This window comes from Pseudomonas sp. Marseille-Q0931, from assembly GCF_940789645.1.
Classification (GTDB): Bacteria; Pseudomonadota; Gammaproteobacteria; order Pseudomonadales; family Pseudomonadaceae; genus Aquipseudomonas.
Genome location: NZ_CALNWT010000007.1, coordinates 139050 through 159233 on the forward strand (window position 1 = coordinate 139050; position 20184 = coordinate 159233).

Consider the following 20184-nt stretch of genomic DNA (forward strand, 5'->3'; position numbering starts at 1 on the left):
CGCTATGCTCAACCCCCCAGCTACCTAATGCCCGGCTTGCAACGCGACATTGGAAAGCAAGAGCTTCGCGGCCAAAGCCGCTCCCCGAAGTGGGCGGTTGGTTTCAGCTCCAGAGCGCCCCGACCGGCGTATGCGGTGGGTAATGCGTCGCCGCCTGCGCCTGCAGCAGTTCGCCACAGGCCAGGGCGTCGGTCAGCGCATGGTGCGCCGAGTACAGCGGCAAGCCGTAGCGCAGGCGGCTGTCGGCCAGGCGGATGGAGATGGGCTCACGGCCACGCAGGCGGTCCCACCAGCTGACCGTGCGCTTGGGATGCAGGCGGGCTTCCAGCTCCATGGTGTCGATGACCGGGAACACCAGCCCTTCGCCCAGATGCTGGCGCACCGCCTGGTCGAGGAAGCCTCGCTCGATGTTGCGGTAGTGCGCCACCACCACCTTGCCGGCCAGGGCTTCGAGCAGTTCGTCCAGGACGTGCGCCAGGCGAGGCGCATGGCGGATGTCGGAATGGGTGATGTGGTGGAAGGTCACCGACTCGGCGCTCAGTTCGCCAGTGGGTTTGACCACCCAGTAGCGCGACTCGGCGCAGCGGACGCGTTGCAGGCTCATCGGCACCAGGCCGAGGCTGACGATGGCGTGTTCACGCGGATCAAGGCCGGTGGTTTCCACGTCCAGCGCGACCAGTGGCACATCCGCCAATGGCGTGTCGGCGGCGATGCAGCCGGCGCCGTAATAGGCCCGCAGGCGCTCGTCCTCGCTGCTGGCGGCGCGTTCTGCGAAGAGTTGCGGCCAGTCCTGATTCTGATACGTACTCATTGCGGACGAGACAGGGGCTGGGCCGGATAGCGAAAGCGCAGGAATTTCTGCGCATTGCTCACCACCTGGAAGGCTTCCTTGAGGTGGTGGCGTTCGCTGGAGCTGAATTTCTCCGGCTCGACGTAGTTGTCGGGTGGGTTGCCGGCCTCGACTTCACGGGCCTGGTGGCGGATGCGCACCAGACTGAGGAACTCGAAGGCATAGCGCAGATGATCCAGCGCTTCCTGGGGCAGCAGCTTGGTGGCGGCGATGGCGTCGAGGCGTTCCAGCGAGTTCTGTGCCTTGGAGCCGCACGCCAGGGCGTGTACGCGGATCAGGTCGGTCAGCGGCGCCGTGCCGCGGCCCTTGAGGTTGATGATGTTCTTTTGGCGGCCGTCGGTTTCCATGACGAAGGTGCGGAAGAAGCCCAGCGGCGGTGTGCGATTGAGCGCGTTGCGCGCCAGCGCGGCGAGGAAGGCCGGGGTGGCGCTGGCTTTTTCCGCCAGCAATTCCTTGAGATTTTCCACCAGCGCGGTCTTGCCGTACACGCCATCGAGGTCGAAGAAGATGCTGCTGTTGAGTAGGGTCTGCGGGTTGGGCTGTTCGATCCACTGGTTGAAGTAGCCCCGCCAGACTTTCAGCGGCTGGCGCCATTTGGCGTTGCTGGCCATGATGCCGCCCTTGCAGTAGGCATAGCCGCAGGCGGCCAGGCCGTCGCTGACGAATTGCGCCAGTTCGGCGAAGTAGGCGTCGTGCTTTTCCGCGTCGAAGCTGTCGTCGAGCACCAGGGCGTTGTCCTGGTCGGTCAGCAGCAGCTGCTCGTCGCGGGCCATCGAGCCGGCGATCATGAAGCAGTAAGGCACCGGTGGTGGCCCGAGCTTTTCTTCGGCAAGCATCAGCAGGCGCCGGCTGTAGGCGCGGCCGATGCTGCTCATGGCGCGGCCGACCATGTGCGCGCTGGCATCGTCGGCGACCATGCGCACGAAGGTGGCGTGGAGGTCCGGCAGCAGGCTCCTGAGGCCTTCCACCGAGTTCTTGTTGAAGATGCTGTTGACCAGGTAGAGGCTGCTGCGCGACTCGTAGCGAATGACGTCGGCCAGCGAGATCATGCCGACCGGGCGGCGTCGTTGCAGCACGGGCAGGTGGTGGATGTTGTTGCGCAGCATGCACAGCATGGCCTCGAACACCGACTCGTCGGCCTGCACGGTGACCGGGCCGGGGGTCATCACCTGGCTGACCGGCGTGTCGCCTGGTAGCCCTTCGGCCAGTACGCGCATGCGCAGGTCGCGGTCGGTGAGGATGCCGGCCATGACCTGAGTCTGCTGATCGGCCACCTGCACCTGGGCGGGGTTGGGCCAGCGCCTGCCGGGGTTGACGATGATGACCGAGGACACGCTCTGCTCGCTCATGACCTTCGCCACCTGCTGTACCGGCATGTCCAGCGGGACGCTGACTGGCGAGCGACCGATCAGTTTGCGCACCTTGATCTTCATCAGCTCACTGGCTTTGCCGTGGCTGTCTTCCAGGGCGGACTTGAGCCGCGACTGGCCTTCGGCCTCGACGAAATCGGCGAAGCTGTCGAACTGGTCGCAAAGCTGCTGAAACAGCGGGCCGGGGATGAAGTAGATCAGGCTGTCTTCCAGTGCCCTGGCGCCCAGACGCACCTTGTTGCCGCGCAGCAGGCCGGCCTGGCCGAAGATATCGCCCTCGGTCAGGCGGTTGTGCAATTCGCCATTGCGCCGGTAGATTTCCACCGCGCCGCTGCGTACGTAATGCAGTTCGTGAATCTCGGCGCCATAGGCGAGAATCTCGCTGCCGGCCTTGAAGTAGCTGACCTGTACCTGGCCGGCGAGGGTGTCGAGGGTTTCCTCTGGCAGGTCATCGAAAGGCGGGAAACGGCTCAGGTGATCGCGGATTTCGATCAGCTCGATCTGCATGAATAGCTCGCGCGCGCGTGGGACATGGGCCCACCATACCTGTCATGGTGGGGAGAGAAAATGCTGATGCTGTAGCAAACAGCATAGCGGGGTAAGGAAAAAGGCATGCAAGCCTGGCAATGGATAGGCATGACGCTGGCCGTCACGACCGTGGGATACGTGATCTGGTGCTACAACCGCCTGGTGTTCAATCGTCATCGGGTGGCCGAGGCGTGGAGCGGGATCGATGTGCAGCTCAAGCGCCGTTCGAGCCTGATTCCCAACCTGGTGGCAGCGCTGCGCGAATACATGAACTACGAGCGCGACACCCTGGAAGCACTGACCGCGCAACGCGCCAATGCCCAGACTCATGAGGGCGACGCGGTGGCAGCGCGCGGGGCAGCCGAGTCGCAACTGGGCACGACGCTGATGCGGGTGATGATCCTCGCCGAGGCCTATCCCCAGTTGAAGGCCGATGGCAATTTCGTCGCCCTGCAGCGCGCGCTCAGCGAGGTCGAGGAGCAGATTCAGATGTCGCGCCGCTACTACAACGGCGCGGTTCGCGAGCTGAACATCCTCGTCGAGTCGGCGCCGAGCAATCTGGTGGCCAAGGCGCTGCGCTTCGCCACTGCCGAGTATTTCGCCCTCGCCGATGCGCGCGAGGCACAATCGCCAAAAATGGAGTTCTGATCATGCCGGGATGGCTCAAACCGCTTTTCTGTTTGCTGCTGCTGAGCCTAGCGGGCGCTGCGCTGGCCAATGAGGAGGAACGCATCAGCGACTACTCCGTGAACGTCGAGGTGCGCACCGATGGCAGCCTGCAGGTCACCGAGCTGATCACCGTGCAAGCCGCCGGCTACCGGATCAGCCGCGGCATCTTCCGCGACTTTCCGGTGCGGATGATCAGCCGTGAGCAGTTGTTGCGCAGCGTCGGCTTCAAGGTGCTGGAAGTGCAGCGCAACGGCCGGGCAGAGCCCTACCAGCTGGAGTCGCTGGGCGCCGTCGAGCGGATTCGCATCGGCTCGGCCAACCGCGAGCTGGAGCCGGGGCAGCATCGCTATCGCATCGTCTATGTCACCGATCGGCAATTGATCGAACGGCCGAGCGAAGACGAGCTGTACTGGAACGTCACCGGCAACGACTGGCTGTTTCCCATCGACAGGGCGCGTATCAGCGTGCATCTGCCGGAAGGCGCGAAGATCCTCCAGGTCGACGGCTACACCGGGCGGCGTAGCGCGCAGGACAAGCACTTCCGGGTTGTCGCGCAGGACGACGCGCTGCTGCGGATGGAAACCACCCAGCCGCTGGATGCGCGTGAAGGGTTCACCATTGCCGTGGCCTGGCCTGCCGGGCTGATCGAACGCCCATCGGCGTACCAGCGGCTGCTCTGGGTGCTGCAGGACAATCCCGGCCTGCCGCTGGGCGGTCTGATGCTGCTGGCGATGCTGGGCTATTTCATCTGGCAGTGGCGGCAAGTCGGACGTGACCCGGCGAAGGGCCTGATCATTCCGTTGTTCCAGGCGCCGGAAGGCCTGTCGCCAGCGGCTGCCGGGTTCGTCTGGAACCAGGGCTTCAGCGGGCGTTACGAACCGGCCAGGGCGCTCAGCGTGGCGCTGACCTCGATGGCGATCAAGCGCGCCGTACACCTGTCCGATAGTGGCGATGCCTACACCCTCAAGGCCGCCGGCAAGCCGGTGCCACCGCTGCACCCCGGTGAACGCAAGGTCTATGGCGCGCTGTTCAAAACCGCCTCCAGTCTGACCGTGGGCAGCACCTACCAGCCCCGTCTGAAGAATGCGCTGGAGGCCTTGCGCGCCAGCATCAGCGAGAACTATCACGCAGCCTGTTTCAGGCTCAACCGCAAGCAGTGGTGGCGTGGCGTGATCCTGGCGTTGCTGGGCGTGCCGCTGACCCTGCTGCCGGGGTTGAGCGGTGGCGATCTCTTCGTCGTTTGCATGATGTCGCTGTTCGTAATGGCCTTTGGTGCGGTCGGTGTCGGCGGTCTGTTCATTGGCGTGAATAGATGGCGCGCCGGGCAGTACGTGCAGATGATCGTCGGGCTGCTCTTTTCCACGACGTTCGGCGCGGTAGGGCTGCTGGTGCTGGCCATGATGGCCAGTACCGTCCCGGCACTGACGGTCTGGAGCCTGGGCCTGGTGCTGTTGTTCGCGTTGGCCTGCATCCTGTTCCGCTGGTTGCTCGAGGCACCGACCCTGCATGGGCGCGAATTGCTCGACAAGCTCGAAGGCTACCGCGACTACCTGCGACTGGCGGAAAGCGAGCTGGTGGAGAAGGTGGCCGAGGCGCCGGCGATGAGCATCGCACTGTACGAGCAGCACCTGCCCTACGCCATGGCGCTGGGGGTCGAGCAACAGTGGAGTGCGCGCTTCGAGCAGGCCCTGGCAAGCGGCCTGGTGAGCGCGCCGCAGGGCGGCTACAAACCGGATTGGTATTCGGGGCGTAGCCTGTCCAGCCCGCAGTCGTTGAGCGGCAGCCTGTCGTCGAACCTCGGTCGCGCGATGGCGACGGCATCTGTTGCGCCGTCCAGCTCCTCTTCCTCGTCCTTTGGCAGCTCCTCCGGCGGCTCCGGTGGCGGTGGCTCGTCCGGTGGCGGCGGCGGCGGTGGTGGTGGCGGTGGCTGGTAAGAGGAGGCTGCCGATCTCACCAGCCGTGGCTGACCGCCGCCACCGCGTCATGGGCGTGCAGGCTCTCCGCGTGCACGACTTTCAGGTGGAAGGCGCTGGCCTGCGTTAGCTGGCCCAAGGCGCGGTGCAGGCGGCGCGCGGCATCCTCGCAGAACATCAGGTTCTGCCCGTTGGCCAGGGCGAAAGCCTGTTCATCGGCGCGTTTCACCGCTGTTTGCACCGGCGTGCCGAGGGCCTGCTCGGCGCTGTCGATCAACGCCAGCACGGGCAGTTTGGTGCAGCCCGGCGCCAGACGCAGCTGCAGGGTCGCGGTGCTGCGCTGGCTGTGCGGCGTGGCGACGATGCCCTGGGTCGAGCCGAGCCAGTCGATTACCTCCAGATAATCCAGCGGCTCCTGAGCGAAGGTCTCGGCGAAACGCTGCTGGATCAGCTGCCGGGCCAGCGCCGCCGAGCAGGGGCAGGTGGACGAATAGCCGACCTCGACCTGCAATTCGATATTCACCCCGCGGCCGTCCTGCCTGGCGCGCAATTCGAAAGGGTAGGCCTTCCAGCCGGCGAGCGGGCTGACCAGCGCCGGACGTTCGAGCGCCACCTCGCCACGCAGGGTCAGCGTGGCGCTGTCGGCCAGTGTTTGATGACTGCTCAGGCAATCATCCAGCACCTGCAGCACGGCAGCCACGTCTAGTTCCCGATGCGCCAGGCGCTGCGCCGCCAGGTACAGGCGCGACATATGAATGCCGCGCGCGCCGGCATCGTCGAGGCTGACACCGATATCGACGCTGGCGGTCACCGCCGCGCCCGCCAGGCGAATGGGCAGGGCGATGCCGGTCATGCCGACCCAGTCCAGCGGCAGATCATGGTGAGTGGCTTGGGCGGCTATATCCGGCAGAGGCTTTTCGTTCATCGCAAATCCATGGGTTGCTGTCAGCGCTTAATGTTATGTTATAACAATTAAAACAAGCCAGCCGATTTGCCATGATCCTGACCCTGCCCACCGAAGCCGAACTGCTGGCCCAGCCAGCGGATGACTACATGAATGACGCCCAGCAGCGCTTCTTCCGCGAGTTGCTGCTGGCCCAGCGTGCCGAGTTGCAGGCGCGCATCGACGAAGAATTCGCCGAGCTGCGCCAGCCCGAAACCAGCAGCGACGTGGCCGACATCGGCGCCGCCGAGGAGCAACGGCAGTGGCAGCTGCGCCTGCTGGAGCGGGAAAAGAAGCTGCTGGACAAGATCGACCAGGCGCTCGAACGCCTGGCGCGGGGCGAATACGGCTGGTGTGCCGAAACCGGCGAACCCATCGGCCTCAAGCGCCTCTTGCTGCGCCCTACCGCGACGCTGTGTATCGAAGCCAAGGAGCGTCAGGAGCGGCGTGAAAAACATCAGCGTGACCGTGACTGAAACGAGGAACACTCTATGAACCCGCGTCTACCCGTAACCGTGCTGTCCGGCTTTCTCGGCGCCGGCAAAAGCACCCTGCTCAACCATGTGCTGAAAAACCGCGACGGCCTCAAGGTTGCGGTGATCGTCAACGACATGAGCGAAATCAATATCGACGGCAGCGAAGTGCAGCGCGACGTCAGCCTCAACCGCGCCGAAGAAAAGCTGGTGGAGATGAGCAACGGCTGCATCTGCTGCACCCTGCGTGAAGACCTGCTCGAAGAGGTCGCGCGTCTGGCCAGTGACGGCCGTTTCGACTACCTGCTGATCGAGTCCACCGGCATCAGCGAGCCGTTGCCGGTCGCCGAAACCTTCACCTTCCGCGACGAGCAGGGCCGCAGCCTGTCCGACCTGGCGCGGCTGGATACCATGGTCACGGTGGTCGACGGGGTGAATTTCCTGCGCGACTTCCACGAGGCCGACAGCCTGGCCAGCCGTGGCGAAACCCTGGGCGAGGAGGATGAGCGCTCGATCACCGACCTGCTGATCGAGCAGGTGGAATTCGCCGACGTCATCCTGATCAGCAAGATCGACCTGATCAGCCAGGCCGAGCGCGAGGAACTGACGGCCATCCTCCGAGGCCTCAACACCCACGCCGACATTCAGGCCATGAGCATGGGCCAGATCGCCCTGGACAAGATCCTCGATACCGGCCGTTTCGACTTCGACCGCGCCTCGCAGGCGCCGGGCTGGCTCAAGGAGCTGCGCGGCGAGCACGTGCCGGAGACCGAGGAATACGGCATCGCCTCCAGCGCTTATCGTGCGCGCCGGCCGTTCCATCCGCAGCGCTTCTTCGACTTCCTCTCGCAGGATTGGAGCAATGGCCGCCTGCTGCGCTCCAAAGGCTTCTTCTGGCTGGCCAGCAAATACCAGGAGGCCGGCAGCTGGTCGCAGGCCGGCGGCCTGATGCGTCATGGCCTGGCCGGGCGCTGGTGGCGTTTCGTGGCCAAGCAGCACTGGCCGCAGGACGAGGAAGGCCTGCAGACGATCATGCAGCACTGGAGCGCCGAGGTTGGCGATTGCCGCCAGGAGCTGGTGTTCATCGGCCAGAACATCGATTTCGCCCGCCTGGTGCGTGAGCTGGACGACTGCCTGCTGACCGATGCGGAAATGGCCGGCGGCCCCGATGCCTGGCGTCTGCTGGCCGATCCGTTCGGTGCCTGGCAGCAGGAGGCGGCCTGATGTTCGCCCTGCAGTTGCCGAACGTCGCCCGGCAGGTGCTGGGCGAGGATATCCAGGTGCTTGGCGAGGTGCTGCACGACGGCGTCAACCTGGCCGTCTGGCAGCGCCGCCTGCCGGCGCAGATCGCCGACTTCGCCGAGGCGCTGCTGGCGCAGGGCGAGCCGTTGGCGCAGTCCATCACCCTGGAGCTGCCGAGTGCGGACAGCGAGCCGAACCTCGACGGCCTGGTGGCGCAGTACGCCGACCTGCCGGGTCAGGCAGCCTTTCTCGCCGACGTGGCCTGGCTGGTGCGCGCCTATGCCTGCCTGCTCGACGCCCAACGCATCGGCCTGCGTCTGCGTGTGCTGGACAAAGCCATGTGCCCGCGCTTTCACGTCGACCACGTGCCGCTACGGCTGATCACCAGCTATGCCGGCGTCGGCAGCGACTGGCTGGAAGAGGGCGCCATGCCGCGCAGCGCACTTGGTCAGCCGACTGCCGAGCCGCAGGACGAGGCGTTGATTCAGCGCCTGGACACCGGGCATGTGGCGCTGGCGAAGGGCGAGAAATGGCAGGGCAACGAGGGCCGCGGGCTGATCCACCGCTCGCCGCAGCCGCCGGTCGGGCAGCGACGTTTGCTGCTGACTCTGGACTGGCTGGCCTGACATCGCCGCAAGCTGCGCGGCAAACAGTTATAGAAGCCGTACCCCGTGGCGCGATGCTGTTCTTAAGGCGGTAGGCGCTTGGCTCGCCTCTCCCATTTATGGGAGAGGGGCTGGGGGAGAGGGCCTGCTGCTGCCAGGAATGACGGAAAAAATAGGCCGGAGCGACTGCTCCGGCCTTAAGCACCAAGAGATCATGCCGACGCGTGACTCGGGCATGAGGGTCATGTGAGGTACCCATCTTTATTAGGCGCTCGTTTGGTGACGCTTTGATGTCAGGGGCGCTGCGTTTCCTCGTAGGGCGGGTACAACCCGCCAGTTGTAGCTTGGCGGGTTGCACCCGCCCTACGATATTCAGACCCGCGTCGCTCGATGCGCAGGGCTCAGGGCTTGATCCATGTGCCCTGATATTGCGTCTTGCAGGCCGGCTCCAGATACAGCGCGTCGCTGGCCACACCGTAGTAGTGGATATCCTGCTGGTACAGGTCGCTGCCGGCGCGCGCGTTCTGGCAAATGCCGTAGGCACCCTGCGGGCACTGCTCGACAAACTCCACCTCGACTGTCTGCCCCTGCAATTGCGGCTGGCAGAAGCCGTCACGGAACAGCGCGGCGGGAATATTGCGGTTTTCCTGGCAGACCTTCACGTCCAGGCGCTCGGCCTGGCTATGCACCACGCAGGCTTCGGCCAGGGCCAGGCCCGGTAGCAGAGAGAACAGCAACAGCCATGCACGCATCGTTTCGACTCCCGAAAATCTGCCGGCGAATCTACCATGCTGCTTCCTTGCAGTCTGTGCTGGCACTTGCCCGGCGAACCAGCGACGATAGATTCATGCTCAGTCAAATCCCTACTCATCTCATCGGCGGCCCGCTGGGTACCGGCAAGACCAGCCTGATCCGTCATCTGTTGGCGCAGAAACCGGCGGGTGAGCGCTGGGCTGTGCTGATCAACGAGTTCGGCCAAATCGGCCTGGACGCCGCCCTGCTCGAGCAGGGCGACGATGGCATCGTCCTGACCGAGGTGGCCGGCGGTTGCCTGTGCTGCGTCAACGGCGCGCCATTTCAGGTCGGCCTTGGCCGCCTGCTGCGCAAGGCCAAGCCAGATCGCCTGCTGATCGAGCCGTCCGGCCTGGGCCATCCGGCGCAGTTGCTGGCGCAACTGAGTCAGCCGCCCTGGGTTGGCGTGCTGGCCGTGCAGCCGGCGCTGCTGGTGCTGGACGCCGCCACGCTGGCGGCAGGCCAACCGCTGCCGGACGTGCAGCGTCAGGCGCTGGGCGAGGCCGGGCTATTGTTGCTGAACAAGAGCGCTGGGCTGGATGAGCCGAGTCGTGCGCGAATTGCCGCGAACCTGCCGCCGCTTCCGCTGCACTGGACTGAACAGGGTCGACTCGACCTGGCCTTGCTGCCGGGGGTGACAGCGCAGGCCTCGCCGGCTCCGGTGGAGGTCGAGTTACCCACAGCTGCACCGGCCCTGACGCAGATCTGGCGCAACGCCGCCGAGCCGATCTGCCAGGTGCAGGCTCAGGCCGACGGTTGGAGCATCGGCTGGCGCTGGCATCCCGAGCAGGTCTTTGACCTCGCGCGGGTCGCAGATTGGTTACGCAACCTGGGCTGGCGCCGGGCCAAGGCGGTGCTGCACGGAGCCGATGGCTGGTGCTCGCTGAATGCCTTGCAGACGCAGGCACTACCCGACTGGAGCGCCAGCGAATGGCGCAAGGATTCGCGGCTGGAGCTGATCTTCGATCAGGCGCAGGACGTCGAAGCGCTCAGCGCCTCGTTCGCCGCCTGCCGAATCGCTGCGAGTGACTGATACACTCGCCGGCGTTCGTCGCTGTGGATAACTTTCATGCAATTGCTGCCCTGGTCTCATGACACTTCTGCCGGTTTCACCCTGCGCGGCTGGCATACGCCGCCATCGGGCAAACCACTGCTGCACTTTCTGCACGGCAACGGCTACTGCGGGCGCGTCTACACGCCGATGCTGGCGCTGTTGGCCAAGGACTTCGACCTCTGGCTGTGCGACGTGCAGGGCCATGGCGACAGCGATCACGCTGGGCGCTTCCATGGCTGGAACCGCAGCGCCGAGCTAGCGGTGGAGGCGTTCGAGGCATTGCGCGCGCCGTTCGGCGATGTGCCGCGCTTCGCCCTCGGCCACAGCTTTGGTGGCGTGCTGAGCAGTTTGATCCTGGCGCGCCATCCCAAACTGTTTCAGCGCGCGGTACTGCTCGATCCGGTACTGTTCAGCCCGGCAATGATCGGCGTGATGGCGTTGTCCGACGTGGTCGGCCTGGCGCAGCGCACCGGCATGGCGAAGAAGGCGCACAAGCGCCGCCGGCAGTGGTCGGATCGCACCAGTGCGCATGCTGCACTGCATGGCCGTGGCATGTTCCGCGGCTGGGACGAGGCGGCGTTCGATGCCTATGTCGAGCATGCGTTGAAAGACGTGGCCGGTGGCGTCGAGCTCAAGTGCCGGCCGAGCCGCGAAGCGGAGATTTTCGGCTCCTATCCGCGTCGCCTGTGGCCATCGCTGGCCAAGGTGACGACACCGACCGAAGTGATCCATGGTGCCAGCACCTACCCGTTCGTGGCGCGATCAGTGGCGCGCTGGTGTGCGAGCAACGCCCACGTGCGCAGCCAGGTGGTACCGGGTGGGCACTGCTTCATGCAGGAGCAGCCGGCGGACAGCGCCGAGCGGGTGGCAGATTTCCTGCTGCAGCGGGGCTGAGTCGGGCGGGCGCTACTGCGCCTTGCGCCGCCAGTCTTCCAGTTGAATGACGTTGCCCGGGTGCTGCACCGCAACCGGCTCGGGTTGCGGTTCCAGCACCGGGTGAGGCTCCAGTTCGATGCGCCCGAGATGCGCGCCGAACATGCTGATATGCCCGCGCAGGCGCTGCTCACCAGTGACGGTGAATTCGAAGTCATACAGCCGCGCCAGGCGCCGATGCCCCTTGCTGTCACGCTGGATGGCCAGGCGGCGCAACGCCACGGCGCCATCGAGCAGCTCCACGTCGAGCTTGGCGCAGTGCTGCTTGGCCAGCGCCAGCGCCCGCTCGCGGATACCGTGACCGCGCCATAGCCAGGCGCAGACGGCGGCGAACAGCATCAGCAGGAAGACATCGAACAGGTTGATCATGACGACTCCGGATCAGGGAGACAGAGCTTAGCCTATCTGCTGCCCAGTTCTCAGCATCCAGCTTGCCCTTGCGTCGGCTGTGCATTAGCGTTCGCGCACTTCACAGGAAAAGGACGTCACCATGCATTGCCCCGCCTGCCGGACCAGTCGACTGCAACCGGCGAAACTCGAAGATGGCCTGCTCGCCCACGGTTGCCCGCAGTGCTCGGGCACGTTGGTCAGCCTGCTGCATTACCGCGACTGGGCCGAGCGCCAGCCGGCAGAGGAAACGCCAGCGGCGCTGGCCGCTGAAGCGGAAACCGAGGTGGGTGAAACCAGCCATGCGCTGAGCTGCCCCAAGTGCGCCAAGCTGATGAGCAAGTTTCAGATCAGCGGCACCCGCGCCAATCGTCTGGATTTGTGCGGCACCTGCGACGAAGCCTGGCTGGACAGTGGCGAGTGGCAACTGCTCAAAGCCCTGGAGCTGAGCCAGCGCATGCCGGCGATCTTCACCGACGCCTGGCAGCGCCAGGTGCGCCAGGAGGCCAGCGAGCAGGCACGCCGCGAGCGCTTCAGCCGCATTGCCGGCGAGGACGCCATCGCCCGTGCCGACGAAATCCGCGCCTGGCTCAAGGACCATCCGCAGCGGCGTGAGCTGCTGTTCTACATCGGTCACGACTGAGGAACGCACGGCACCACGGAGGGCGGGTGCTACCCGCCGGATGTACCCGCGACGGGCGCTTGCGCGCTACATCATCAGGCGTGGAGCTGGTTCTTCTCCTCGGCCAGCGCCTGGTAGCGCTGCTGCAGCTCTTCGCGAATCTGCCGGCGTTGCTTGGCCTGGCGCTGGCGGCGCAGGCCGTCGGGGGTGTCCGGGTGTAGTTCGGGCACCACTGCCGGACGGCCCTGCTCATCCATCGCCACCATGGTGAAGAAGGAACTGTTGGTGTGGCGCACCGAGCGCTCGCGGATGTTCTCGGTGATCACCTTGATACCCACCTCCATGGAGGTACGCCCGCAGTAGTTGACCGAGGCGAGGAAGGTGACCATCTCACCGACATGCACCGGCTCGCGGAACATCACCTGGTCGACCGATAGGGTCACCACGTAGCGCCCCGCGTAGCGGCTGGCGCAGGCGTAGGCCACCTCGTCCATGTACTTGAGCAGGGTGCCGCCGTGCACATTGCCGGAGAAGTTGGCCATGTCCGGGGTCATCAGTACGGTCATCGTCAGTTGTGCGGTTCCGGCTTCCATGGTCACTCCGAAATTGGGAGGCTGTGCGCTGCCGTGCTGTGCGTCGCGCGGCTACTATGAGTTTTTGCTTGGTTAGGATGCCAGATGATGCCCTTGCGCCACATTCCCCTTATGTTGCTTGGCCTGCTCGCCCTGCCGGTACTGGCCGAACAATCGTGCGATACACCGGCGCAGTGCAACCAGGAAGGCACGGCCGCCTATCAGGCCGGTCGTTTCGAGGCGGCCATCGAGTCCTTCAAGCGTCAGCTGCGCCGCGTCGAGCAGGGCGACGAGGCGCAGTTGGAGCTGGCCTTGAACAATCTGATTCTGGCCAATCTGCGCGCGGGCGATGCCGGCATGGCGCGGGCCTGGCTGGGTGTGGCGCTGGACAACCACCTCAGCGGTTCTTCGACCCGCCTGCACATGGGCAAGGTGGCCGAGGCGGTGGATTACCAGGCGCTGGCGGCCAGCCCGCAGGGCCTCTATCTGCGCTATGGCGGTCAGGCGGTATGGAGCGAATTGCAGATCAGCACTGACCCGGCGGGCGGTTATCGCGCCAGCTTTTCGCCGCTGCGCGCCGGTGCACGGGTGGAAGAATACGGCCCGGCAGCTATCGGTGATCTGGAGGGACGCCTGCAAGGCGAGGGCGCAGTGATGAAGCTGGAAGATGCGCAGCTCGGCACCGGCTGCGCCGTACAATTGCTGCGCGAAGGCATTGCCCTGCGCGTGCTGGAGGTGTTCGCCGATGGCTGCCAGGACTATGGCGGCATGGGCATCAGCGTGGCGGGCGACTACATCAAGGTCGATGCGCAGGTACGTCCGTGAGCCGGCGTGCCGGCCTGCTGGGTGTTGTGATTCTGGTGCTGGCGCTGCTGGTCGGCGGCAGCGCCTGGCTGCGAGACGAGCCGCTGAGCGCCCAGGTGCAGGACTGGCAGCAGCAGGTACAGGCGGCGACTGGCGAAAGCCATGCCTACCTGTACCTGAGCGGGCTGGATGCGCCTGTTGATCAGCAGCCCGAGGCGCTGGGCGCCATGCGTCTGCAGCATTACCAAAGCTGGCACGCCGGGCGCGGCGTGACCGAAGGCGAGTATGCGGCGCCGGCCGTCGCCACCCTGGCGGTGCCCGAGGGGCGATCGTTCTGCCAGATCGAGACGCCAGGCTGCTTCGAAACGCTGCTGGCGCAGGCCTCACAATTGCCGGCCATCACTGCGGAGCAGAACGTTCTGCTCGAACGCTACCGGCACTTTCTCGGCCTGGACGATTACCGCACGCTGACCTCGGTGAGCCTCGCCGAGCCGGTGCCGCGCCTGACCTATGTGTACAAGGGGCAGCAGGTCTACGATCTGTTCGTGCTGTACTTGGCCGCCGATGGCCAGGGCGATGTGGCCCTGGCCGGATTGCGCTGGGAGTTGAGCCGGCTGCGTCAGCAACTGGTGCAGGCGGACAACCTGGTGCTGAAAATGCTCCTGGGAGTGCTGGTCAACCGTAATCTGGAGTGGCAGGTTCGCCTGTATCGCCAGGGGCTGACGCCGCGGCCGGAGATCCCGGTGCCGTTCAGCGCCGCTGAGCGTTCGCTGCTGAGGCCCATGCAGCGCGAGTTCTTCGGCATCGCGCAGATGTATGCACAACTGCCAGACAGCGTCTCCGGCCGGGAATACCTTGGCCTGAAACTGTTTTTCCGACCGCAGATGACCATCAATGCCAGCCTAGCGCCTTATGCGCGGGCCGCCGAGTTGTCGCAGCTGGAACCGCAGGCGTTCGCCGCCGCGCTGCAAGAGCCGGCGCCCGGGCCGACCTCGGTTGGCGGTATGCGCAACCGGGCCGGGAACATTCTGCTGGCTATCGCCGGCCCGGACATGCGCCTGTATGCCGGACGTTTGCAGGACCTGGAGGCCAAGCGCCGCTTGCTCGCCGTTGCGGTGAGCCTGCCTGCCGGGGCGTTCGCTGCCGAACGCCTGACCGACATGCCGGACGCCCGCAATCCCTACTATCCGACGCGCCTGGCCGAGCTCGATGAGCGTGGCCAATTGTGCTTCGACGGCCCGCATGAGTCAGGCTTCAACGGGCGCTGCATGCCGTTGTAGCGCCCGGCCACCGTCTCCGGTGGGCAGCTGCGTGGTGCTTAGGCGTGATTCAGATACCAGCGCCAGTCCTGCTCGCCCACTTCGCCCATGAACTGGCGGAACTCGGCCCACTTGATCGCCAGGAACACCTTGAGGAAATCCTCGCCCAGCGCCTCACGTGCCCAGGTGGAGGCTTCCAGGTTACGCAGTGCGGTCAGCCAGTCGGTGGGCAGGGTTTCACGGGCCTGCTCGTAGCCATTGCCGACGATGGCCTGGCCCGGGTCGATCTGCTCGCGGATGCCCTTGTGAATGCCGGCGAGGATAGCCGCCGCAGCCAGGTAAGGGTTGGCATCGGCGCCGCAGATGCGGTGCTCGACGTGGCGGCTGCTGGCCGGCCCGCCCGGTACGCGGAAGGACACGGTGCGGTTGTTCACTCCCCAGCTTTTGGCCAGCGGCGCGTAGCTGTTGGCCTGGAAGCGGCGGAAGGAGTTGGCGTTGGGACAGAAGATCGCCAGCGCGTCATTGAGCGTGGCCATCATGCCGCCGATGGCGTGGCGCAGCAGCGGCGTGCCCTGCGGGTCTTCCGAGGCCATCAGGTTGTTGCCCTTGGCGTCGGCCAGGGATACGTGCATATGCAAGCCGCTGCCGGCCAGGTTGCCGAAGGGCTTGGCCATGAAGCAGGCCTGCAACCCGTGCTTGTTGGCCACGCCCTTGACCAGGCGCTTGTAGCGTACGCCTTCGTCCACCGCTTGCAGGGCATCGAAGCGGTGCTCCAGCGTGAGCTCAAGCTGGCCCGGAGCGTATTCGGAGATCGCCGTGCGCACCGGCAAGCCCTGGGCTTCGCAGGCGGCGTAGAGGTCGTCGAGAAACGGCTGCACCTGCTCCAGCTCGTACACGCCATAGACCTGCGGCGCCTGCGGGCGCACACCGTTCATCTGCACGGCGGGCTGCGGGCGGCCATTGGCGTCGCGTTGCTTGTCCAGCAGGTAGAACTCCAGTTCCACCGCCATCACCGGGTGATAGCCGTCGGCCTTGAGCGCCTCGATGGCGCGCACCAGCACATGGCGCGGATCACCCGGCGTGGCTGGCAGGCCCTGGGTCGGGTGCATGCTCACCTGCAACTGCCCGGTGGGCACCGCGCGCCAGGGTTGCAGGCACAGCGAGCCGGGCAGCGGATAGGTCCAGCAGTCGGCGTCGGCCACTTCCCAGACCAGGCCGCTCTCCTCGACGTCCTCGCCCTGAATGGTCAGCGACAGGATCGAGCTGGGTAGCGGCCGGCCGTTCTCGTAGATGGCCAGCAACTCGTCGCGATGCAGCAGCTTGCCGCGCGGGATGCCATTGGCGTCGATCAGCATCAGCTCGATGCTGCGTACCTCGGGGTGCTGGGCGAGGAAGTCGCGGGCTTCCTGAGGGTTGGCGAATTGCATGGTGGTTCTCGCAAAAGGTCGTGGGGCGCAGTGCATCCTGTGGGAGGCGCTTCAGCGGCGACTGTCGCGGCTAAAGCCCCTCCCACAGGCATCTCGATGAGTTACTCGCGAGCACCGGGAATGGCCAGCAGTTCGGTGAGGGCCGCATCGAGCATGGTGATCAGCTTGTCTACATCCTCGGCTGTGGTGCTCGGGCAGCACAGGGTCATGTTGTGGAACGGTGTGATCAGGATGCCGCGGTTGATCAGGTACAGGTGCAGGGCCATCTGCAGCTCGTCATGGAAGGCCGTTTCAGCTTCGGCACCGGTGCGCGGCGGAGTGGCGCAGAACTGGAACTCGCAACGTGCGCCCAACTCGGTCACCGACCATTTCAGGCCATGCTTGTCGATCAACTGGCGAAAGCCTTCGGCCAGGCGCGCGGCCAGCGGCAGCATGTGGTCGTAGGCGGCCTGGGTCATCACCTGCTCCAGGTTGGCACGCATGCAGTGCATGGCCAGGGCGTTGGCCGAGAGCGTGGTGCCCATACCGCTGTGGCCGTGACCGTGGCTTTGCTCACTGGCGCGCTGGCGAGCCTGGGTCATGGCTTTTGCCATCTCGGCGCTGCAACCGAAGATGCCACATGGCACGCCGCCGGCGATGGGTTTGCCGACCACGAAGAAGTCCGGTTCCAAGCCCCACAGGCGCGTGCAGCCGCCGATATCGGTGGAGATGGTGTGCGTCTCGTCGATGATCAGCAGACTGCCGTACTGGCGCGTCAGCTCGCGGCATTTCTGCATGAAGCCCGGGTCGGGCAGGACCATGCCGATGTTGGTCATCGCCGGCTCGCATAGCAGGGCGCAGACATCGCCCTGGGCCAGCGCCGCCTCCAGTGCTGCGACATCGTTGAAGGGAATGGCGCGGCTGTGCTCGGTCAGGTCGTAGGCCTGGCCGATCAGGCCGGAGCGATGCACGGTCTGGCCATCGCGCTCGCGCACCATTACGTCGTCGACGGTGCCGTGGTAGCAGCCGTCGAACACCAGCAAGGTCTTGCGGCCGGTAATGGCGCGCGCCCAGCGCAGCACGTAGCGGTTGGAGTCGGTAGCCGTGGCGGTCACCTGCCAGTAGGGCAGGCCGAAGCGCTGGGCCAGCAGCTCACCGCAGACCACGGCGTCCTCGCCGGGGAGCATGGTGGTCAGGCCGTTGTTTGCCTGCTCGGCGAGGGCGCGAGCCACCGGGTCGGGAGAATGGCCGAACATGGTGCCGGTGTCGCCGAGGCAGAAGTCGACGTACTCATGACCGTCCACGTCGAAGAAGCGCGCGCCCTTGGCGCGCTCGACGAACAGCGGCACCGGCGTCGACCAGTCGGCCATCCAGTGCATCGGCACGCCGCCGTACAGCGAGTGACGGGCGCGTTCGGCCAGCGCCGCGGACTTCGGATTGCGGGACAGGAACAGCTCGCGCTCGGCGGCGACGAAGCGGTCTACGGCGGCTTGGCTGATGCCACTGGCGGTGGTCATGGGGCATACCTCGTTCAGATGCTGCCGGCATGATATTTTGTGATCACAAAATAGTAAATGGTCTTTATATCCACGCGATATGGCCAAATAAATCGATATTCGTGATCACAGAACATTTCAACGACAGGTTTTCTCAGACAAAATCGGCGTTGACCCTGCCCATGCTTTCTTGACCGGAGCCTTTCATGCGTGACTGTAGCCTGACCCTTGCCCAACTGCCGGCGCCACCGATGGAGGTGGTTCAGCATGGCTGACAACCTGCAGGAACAGTTGTATCAGAACATCCGCTCGGGCCTGTTGGCCGGGCGCTTCCAGCCGGGACAACGGCTGAAAATCCGTGACCTGGCGGCCGAATGGGGGACCAGCCCGATGCCGGTTCGCGCGGCCCTGCAACGGCTGGTGGCCGAGGGCGCGCTGGAGGGCGAGCAGCAGCGCTCGGTGCGCGTGCCGTCGATGACCCGCGAACGTTACGAGAACATCTTTCAGGTACGCCTGGCGCTGGAAGGCCTCGCGGTGGAGCTGGCTACGCCGCGCCTGAGCCGCGACGACCTGGCCTGGCTGCGTGACTGCGTGCAGCGCATGGACGTGGCCATCGAGCAGCGCCAGGTTCAGGACTACCTCAGCGCCAACAGCCAGTTCCACCTGCACCTGTACGGTGCCTGCGGCAACCCGGTGTTGCTGCGTTCGATCGAGTCGCTGTGGCTGCAGATCGGCCCCTTCTTCAATCGCCTGTTCACTGGCGCCGATCTGTCACTGCGGCTCAATGACTTTCATGAAGATGCCTTTGCCGCCATCGAAGCCGGCGATGCCAAGGGAGCGCGCCAGGCCATGGAGCAGGATCTGCTGTATTTCGCGCGATTTTTGCTCAACCTGCTGGCGCTGGAGCAGGGCGACACCTGAGGCGGACGGCGAGAAGCCCGCTTTCACGCGGATGGGAGCTTGTACCTTGTGGAGGCCTGGGATCAACGGCGCAATCGCGGACAAGTCCGCTCCCACGGTGCCGGCATGATGCCGTGGGAGCGGTCTTGGCCGCGAAGGCTAACGCACCCGGCCACAGCACAGCCGCCGTGACCGCGAGGCTCAGCTCTCCAGCCAGACGTCGCGGCACCAGTGCCAGACCGAGTCCCAGCTTTCGTCGGTCAGCTCGCCCTCGTCGCCGTCCCACAGCCACACCTGGCCTTCGACGTCGACCGCGTAGTAGTCGCGGCCGTCCTGGCACAGCGGCACCAGATCGCGCGGCAGGCCGAGGTCCCAAGCCACCGAGGCGACTTCCGGCAGGTAGGTGTGCGAGTGCGGGTCGCTGGCGGTCACCGGCTCCAGGCGGCCGTAGACCACGTCGCTGACCTTGAGCAGGAACTCGCGCAGTTCGAAGGGCAGGTGGATGAGGATCTGCTCCTGAATCTCCACCAGGGTTTCTTCCTCGGGCAGCTCCAGCGGCACCGGGACGGGCTCGTTGAGTTCGCGTAGCTGTTCGATGACTTCTTCCACGGCGTCGGCTCCTAATTGGGTAGGGTCGGCTTTATACAGTAGCTGGCCCACGGAATGAAAACCTGCGGCCTGCATTGCATACTGGCAATTTTACGGAGCTCTCTCATGTCGTCTGTCACCTGGCGCTGCCTGCATCACTGTGAACTCGATACCTTCACGCTCTATGAGCTACTGGCGCTGCGCACCCAGGTGTTCGTGGTGGAGCAGAACTGCCCCTACCTGGAAACCGATGGCCAGGACCTGCTCGGCGATACCTGCCACCTGCTGGCGCGCGATGGCGACGTGCTGGTGGGCTATCTGCGCCTGCTCGACCCGCAGTGGATGAATGGCGAGGTGGTGATTGGCCGCGTGGTGATTGCAGAGCAGGCACGTGGCAGTGGCCTGGGTCATAGGCTGATGGAGCAGGGGTTGGTCGAATGCCGCCGCCGCTGGCCTGGCGTGCCGGTCTACCTGTCTGCTCAGGCGCACCTGCAGGGTTATTACGGGAGGTATGGCTTCGAGGCGGTGACCGAGGTCTATCTGGAGGACGACATCCCGCATATCGGCATGCGCCGAGCCGCGATGACGTGACTCCGGCTTGTGCAGGCGCGGCTGGCGCCGCGATTCGCGGACAAGTCCGCTCCCACGGGTGCTGCTTTCGGCGCCGACATGGCCATGAGGGCCGTAAGGCGCTGGTGTAGGAGCGGCTTCAGCCGCGATAGCCGGCAAATGCCGAAATGAAAAACCCGGGCAAGCCCGGGTTTTTTGTGCGTCGTTG

At 65.4% G+C, this 20184-nt stretch carries 21 protein-coding genes; 12 read left to right on the top strand and 9 right to left on the bottom strand.

Annotation, left to right across the window (positions count from 1 at the left end; genetic code table 11):
• Window positions 1–103 precede the first annotated feature (103 nt).
• Together P3C50_RS13190 and P3C50_RS13195 are read right to left on the bottom strand one after the other, a co-directional pair.
• The gene (locus tag P3C50_RS13190; protein ID WP_275546347.1) at window positions 104–811 is read right to left on the bottom strand and encodes a 3'-5' exonuclease; all 708 of its coding nucleotides are present in this window, start codon (window positions 809–811) and stop codon (window positions 104–106) included.
• On the bottom strand, window positions 808–2727 hold the full coding sequence (locus tag P3C50_RS13195) for a putative nucleotidyltransferase substrate binding domain-containing protein (RefSeq protein WP_275546348.1): 1920 nt from the start codon (window positions 2725–2727) through the stop codon (window positions 808–810). Before P3C50_RS13195 ends, P3C50_RS13190 begins: the two co-directional genes overlap by 4 nt.
• 105 nt (window positions 2728–2832) lie before the next feature.
• Here P3C50_RS13195 and P3C50_RS13200 point away from each other — a divergent pair, with 105 nt between their 5' ends.
• Both P3C50_RS13200 and P3C50_RS13205 read left to right on the top strand, forming a co-directional pair.
• A complete protein-coding gene (locus P3C50_RS13200) occupies window positions 2833–3396 on the top strand; it encodes a LemA family protein (protein WP_275546349.1) in 564 nt (187 codons plus the stop codon).
• Window positions 3397–3398: 2 nt separating this feature from the next.
• On the top strand, window positions 3399–5351 hold the full coding sequence (locus P3C50_RS13205; protein WP_275546350.1) for a DUF2207 domain-containing protein: 1953 nt from the start codon (window positions 3399–3401) through the stop codon (window positions 5349–5351).
• A 16-nt stretch (window positions 5352–5367) separates the two neighbouring features.
• Here P3C50_RS13205 and folE2 read toward each other — a convergent pair whose 3' ends face one another.
• Window positions 5368–6255, bottom strand: a complete 888-nt coding sequence (gene folE2 / locus P3C50_RS13210; RefSeq protein ID WP_275546351.1) for a GTP cyclohydrolase FolE2 — start codon at window positions 6253–6255, stop codon at window positions 5368–5370.
• 71 nt (window positions 6256–6326) lie between these two features.
• Between folE2 and dksA the strand changes: the two genes are divergently transcribed.
• From dksA to P3C50_RS13225, 3 genes are read left to right on the top strand one after another with little or no spacing between them, the layout of a single operon-like run.
• Window positions 6327–6749 (top strand): RNA polymerase-binding protein DksA, encoded by a 423-nt coding sequence (dksA, locus tag P3C50_RS13215; RefSeq protein WP_275546352.1) that lies wholly within the window; start codon window positions 6327–6329, stop codon window positions 6747–6749.
• 15 nt (window positions 6750–6764) lie between these two features.
• Window positions 6765–7970 (top strand): zinc metallochaperone GTPase ZigA, encoded by a 1206-nt coding sequence (gene zigA, locus P3C50_RS13220; RefSeq protein ID WP_275546353.1) that lies wholly within the window; start codon window positions 6765–6767, stop codon window positions 7968–7970.
• Window positions 7970–8614 (top strand): DUF1826 domain-containing protein, encoded by a 645-nt coding sequence (locus P3C50_RS13225; RefSeq protein WP_275546354.1) that lies wholly within the window; start codon window positions 7970–7972, stop codon window positions 8612–8614. The genes zigA and P3C50_RS13225 overlap by 1 nt, the downstream gene beginning before the upstream one ends.
• A gap of 380 nt (window positions 8615–8994) precedes the next feature.
• On the opposite strand, the gene P3C50_RS13230 is transcribed toward P3C50_RS13225, so the two are convergent.
• A complete protein-coding gene (locus tag P3C50_RS13230) occupies window positions 8995–9345 on the bottom strand; it encodes an NADH:ubiquinone oxidoreductase (RefSeq protein ID WP_275546355.1) in 351 nt (116 codons plus the stop codon).
• Between the two features lie 95 nt (window positions 9346–9440).
• Between P3C50_RS13230 and P3C50_RS13235 the strand changes: the two genes are divergently transcribed.
• Window positions 9441–10418: a CobW family GTP-binding protein gene (locus tag P3C50_RS13235; protein WP_275546356.1), complete on the top strand. Its 978-nt coding sequence runs from the start codon at window positions 9441–9443 to the stop codon at window positions 10416–10418.
• Window positions 10419–10454: 36 nt separating this feature from the next.
• Window positions 10455–11333 (top strand): alpha/beta fold hydrolase, encoded by an 879-nt coding sequence (locus tag P3C50_RS13240; RefSeq protein WP_275546357.1) that lies wholly within the window; start codon window positions 10455–10457, stop codon window positions 11331–11333.
• A 12-nt stretch (window positions 11334–11345) separates the two neighbouring features.
• On the opposite strand, the gene P3C50_RS13245 is transcribed toward P3C50_RS13240, so the two are convergent.
• Window positions 11346–11741: a DUF3301 domain-containing protein gene (locus tag P3C50_RS13245; RefSeq protein WP_275546358.1), complete on the bottom strand. Its 396-nt coding sequence runs from the start codon at window positions 11739–11741 to the stop codon at window positions 11346–11348.
• A gap of 121 nt (window positions 11742–11862) precedes the next feature.
• Between P3C50_RS13245 and P3C50_RS13250 the strand changes: the two genes are divergently transcribed.
• Window positions 11863–12402, top strand: a complete 540-nt coding sequence (locus P3C50_RS13250) for a zf-TFIIB domain-containing protein (RefSeq protein ID WP_275546359.1) — start codon at window positions 11863–11865, stop codon at window positions 12400–12402.
• Between the two features lie 74 nt (window positions 12403–12476).
• On the opposite strand, the gene P3C50_RS13255 is transcribed toward P3C50_RS13250, so the two are convergent.
• On the bottom strand, window positions 12477–12974 hold the full coding sequence (locus tag P3C50_RS13255; RefSeq protein WP_275546360.1) for an acyl-CoA thioesterase: 498 nt from the start codon (window positions 12972–12974) through the stop codon (window positions 12477–12479).
• An 84-nt stretch (window positions 12975–13058) separates the two neighbouring features.
• On the opposite strand from P3C50_RS13255, the gene P3C50_RS13260 reads away from it, so the two are divergent.
• Both P3C50_RS13260 and P3C50_RS13265 read left to right on the top strand, forming a co-directional pair.
• Window positions 13059–13778: a tetratricopeptide repeat protein gene (locus tag P3C50_RS13260; protein ID WP_275546361.1), complete on the top strand. Its 720-nt coding sequence runs from the start codon at window positions 13059–13061 to the stop codon at window positions 13776–13778.
• Complete coding sequence (locus P3C50_RS13265; RefSeq protein ID WP_275546362.1) at window positions 13775–15037, top strand: hypothetical protein; 1263 nt, start codon at window positions 13775–13777, stop codon at window positions 15035–15037. Before P3C50_RS13260 ends, P3C50_RS13265 begins: the two co-directional genes overlap by 4 nt.
• Before the next feature lie 38 nt (window positions 15038–15075).
• Here the strand turns inward: P3C50_RS13265 and P3C50_RS13270 are convergent, their stop codons facing one another.
• Together P3C50_RS13270 and P3C50_RS13275 are read right to left on the bottom strand one after the other, a co-directional pair.
• The gene (locus tag P3C50_RS13270; protein WP_275546363.1) at window positions 15076–16443 is read right to left on the bottom strand and encodes a glutamine synthetase family protein; all 1368 of its coding nucleotides are present in this window, start codon (window positions 16441–16443) and stop codon (window positions 15076–15078) included.
• Window positions 16444–16544: 101 nt separating this feature from the next.
• Window positions 16545–17939, bottom strand: a complete 1395-nt coding sequence (locus P3C50_RS13275) for an aspartate aminotransferase family protein (protein WP_275546364.1) — start codon at window positions 17937–17939, stop codon at window positions 16545–16547.
• Window positions 17940–18185: 246 nt separating this feature from the next.
• On the opposite strand from P3C50_RS13275, the gene P3C50_RS13280 reads away from it, so the two are divergent.
• A complete protein-coding gene (locus tag P3C50_RS13280; protein WP_275546365.1) occupies window positions 18186–18839 on the top strand; it encodes a GntR family transcriptional regulator in 654 nt (217 codons plus the stop codon).
• 180 nt (window positions 18840–19019) lie between these two features.
• On the opposite strand, the gene P3C50_RS13285 is transcribed toward P3C50_RS13280, so the two are convergent.
• Window positions 19020–19427 carry an SMI1/KNR4 family protein gene (locus P3C50_RS13285; RefSeq protein WP_003464767.1) on the bottom strand — a complete coding sequence of 136 codons (408 nt, stop codon included), beginning with the start codon at window positions 19425–19427 and terminating at the stop codon, window positions 19020–19022.
• Between the two features lie 105 nt (window positions 19428–19532).
• Between P3C50_RS13285 and P3C50_RS13290 the strand changes: the two genes are divergently transcribed.
• A complete protein-coding gene (locus P3C50_RS13290; protein ID WP_275546366.1) occupies window positions 19533–19997 on the top strand; it encodes a GNAT family N-acetyltransferase in 465 nt (154 codons plus the stop codon).
• Window positions 19998–20184: the final 187 nt, after the last annotated feature.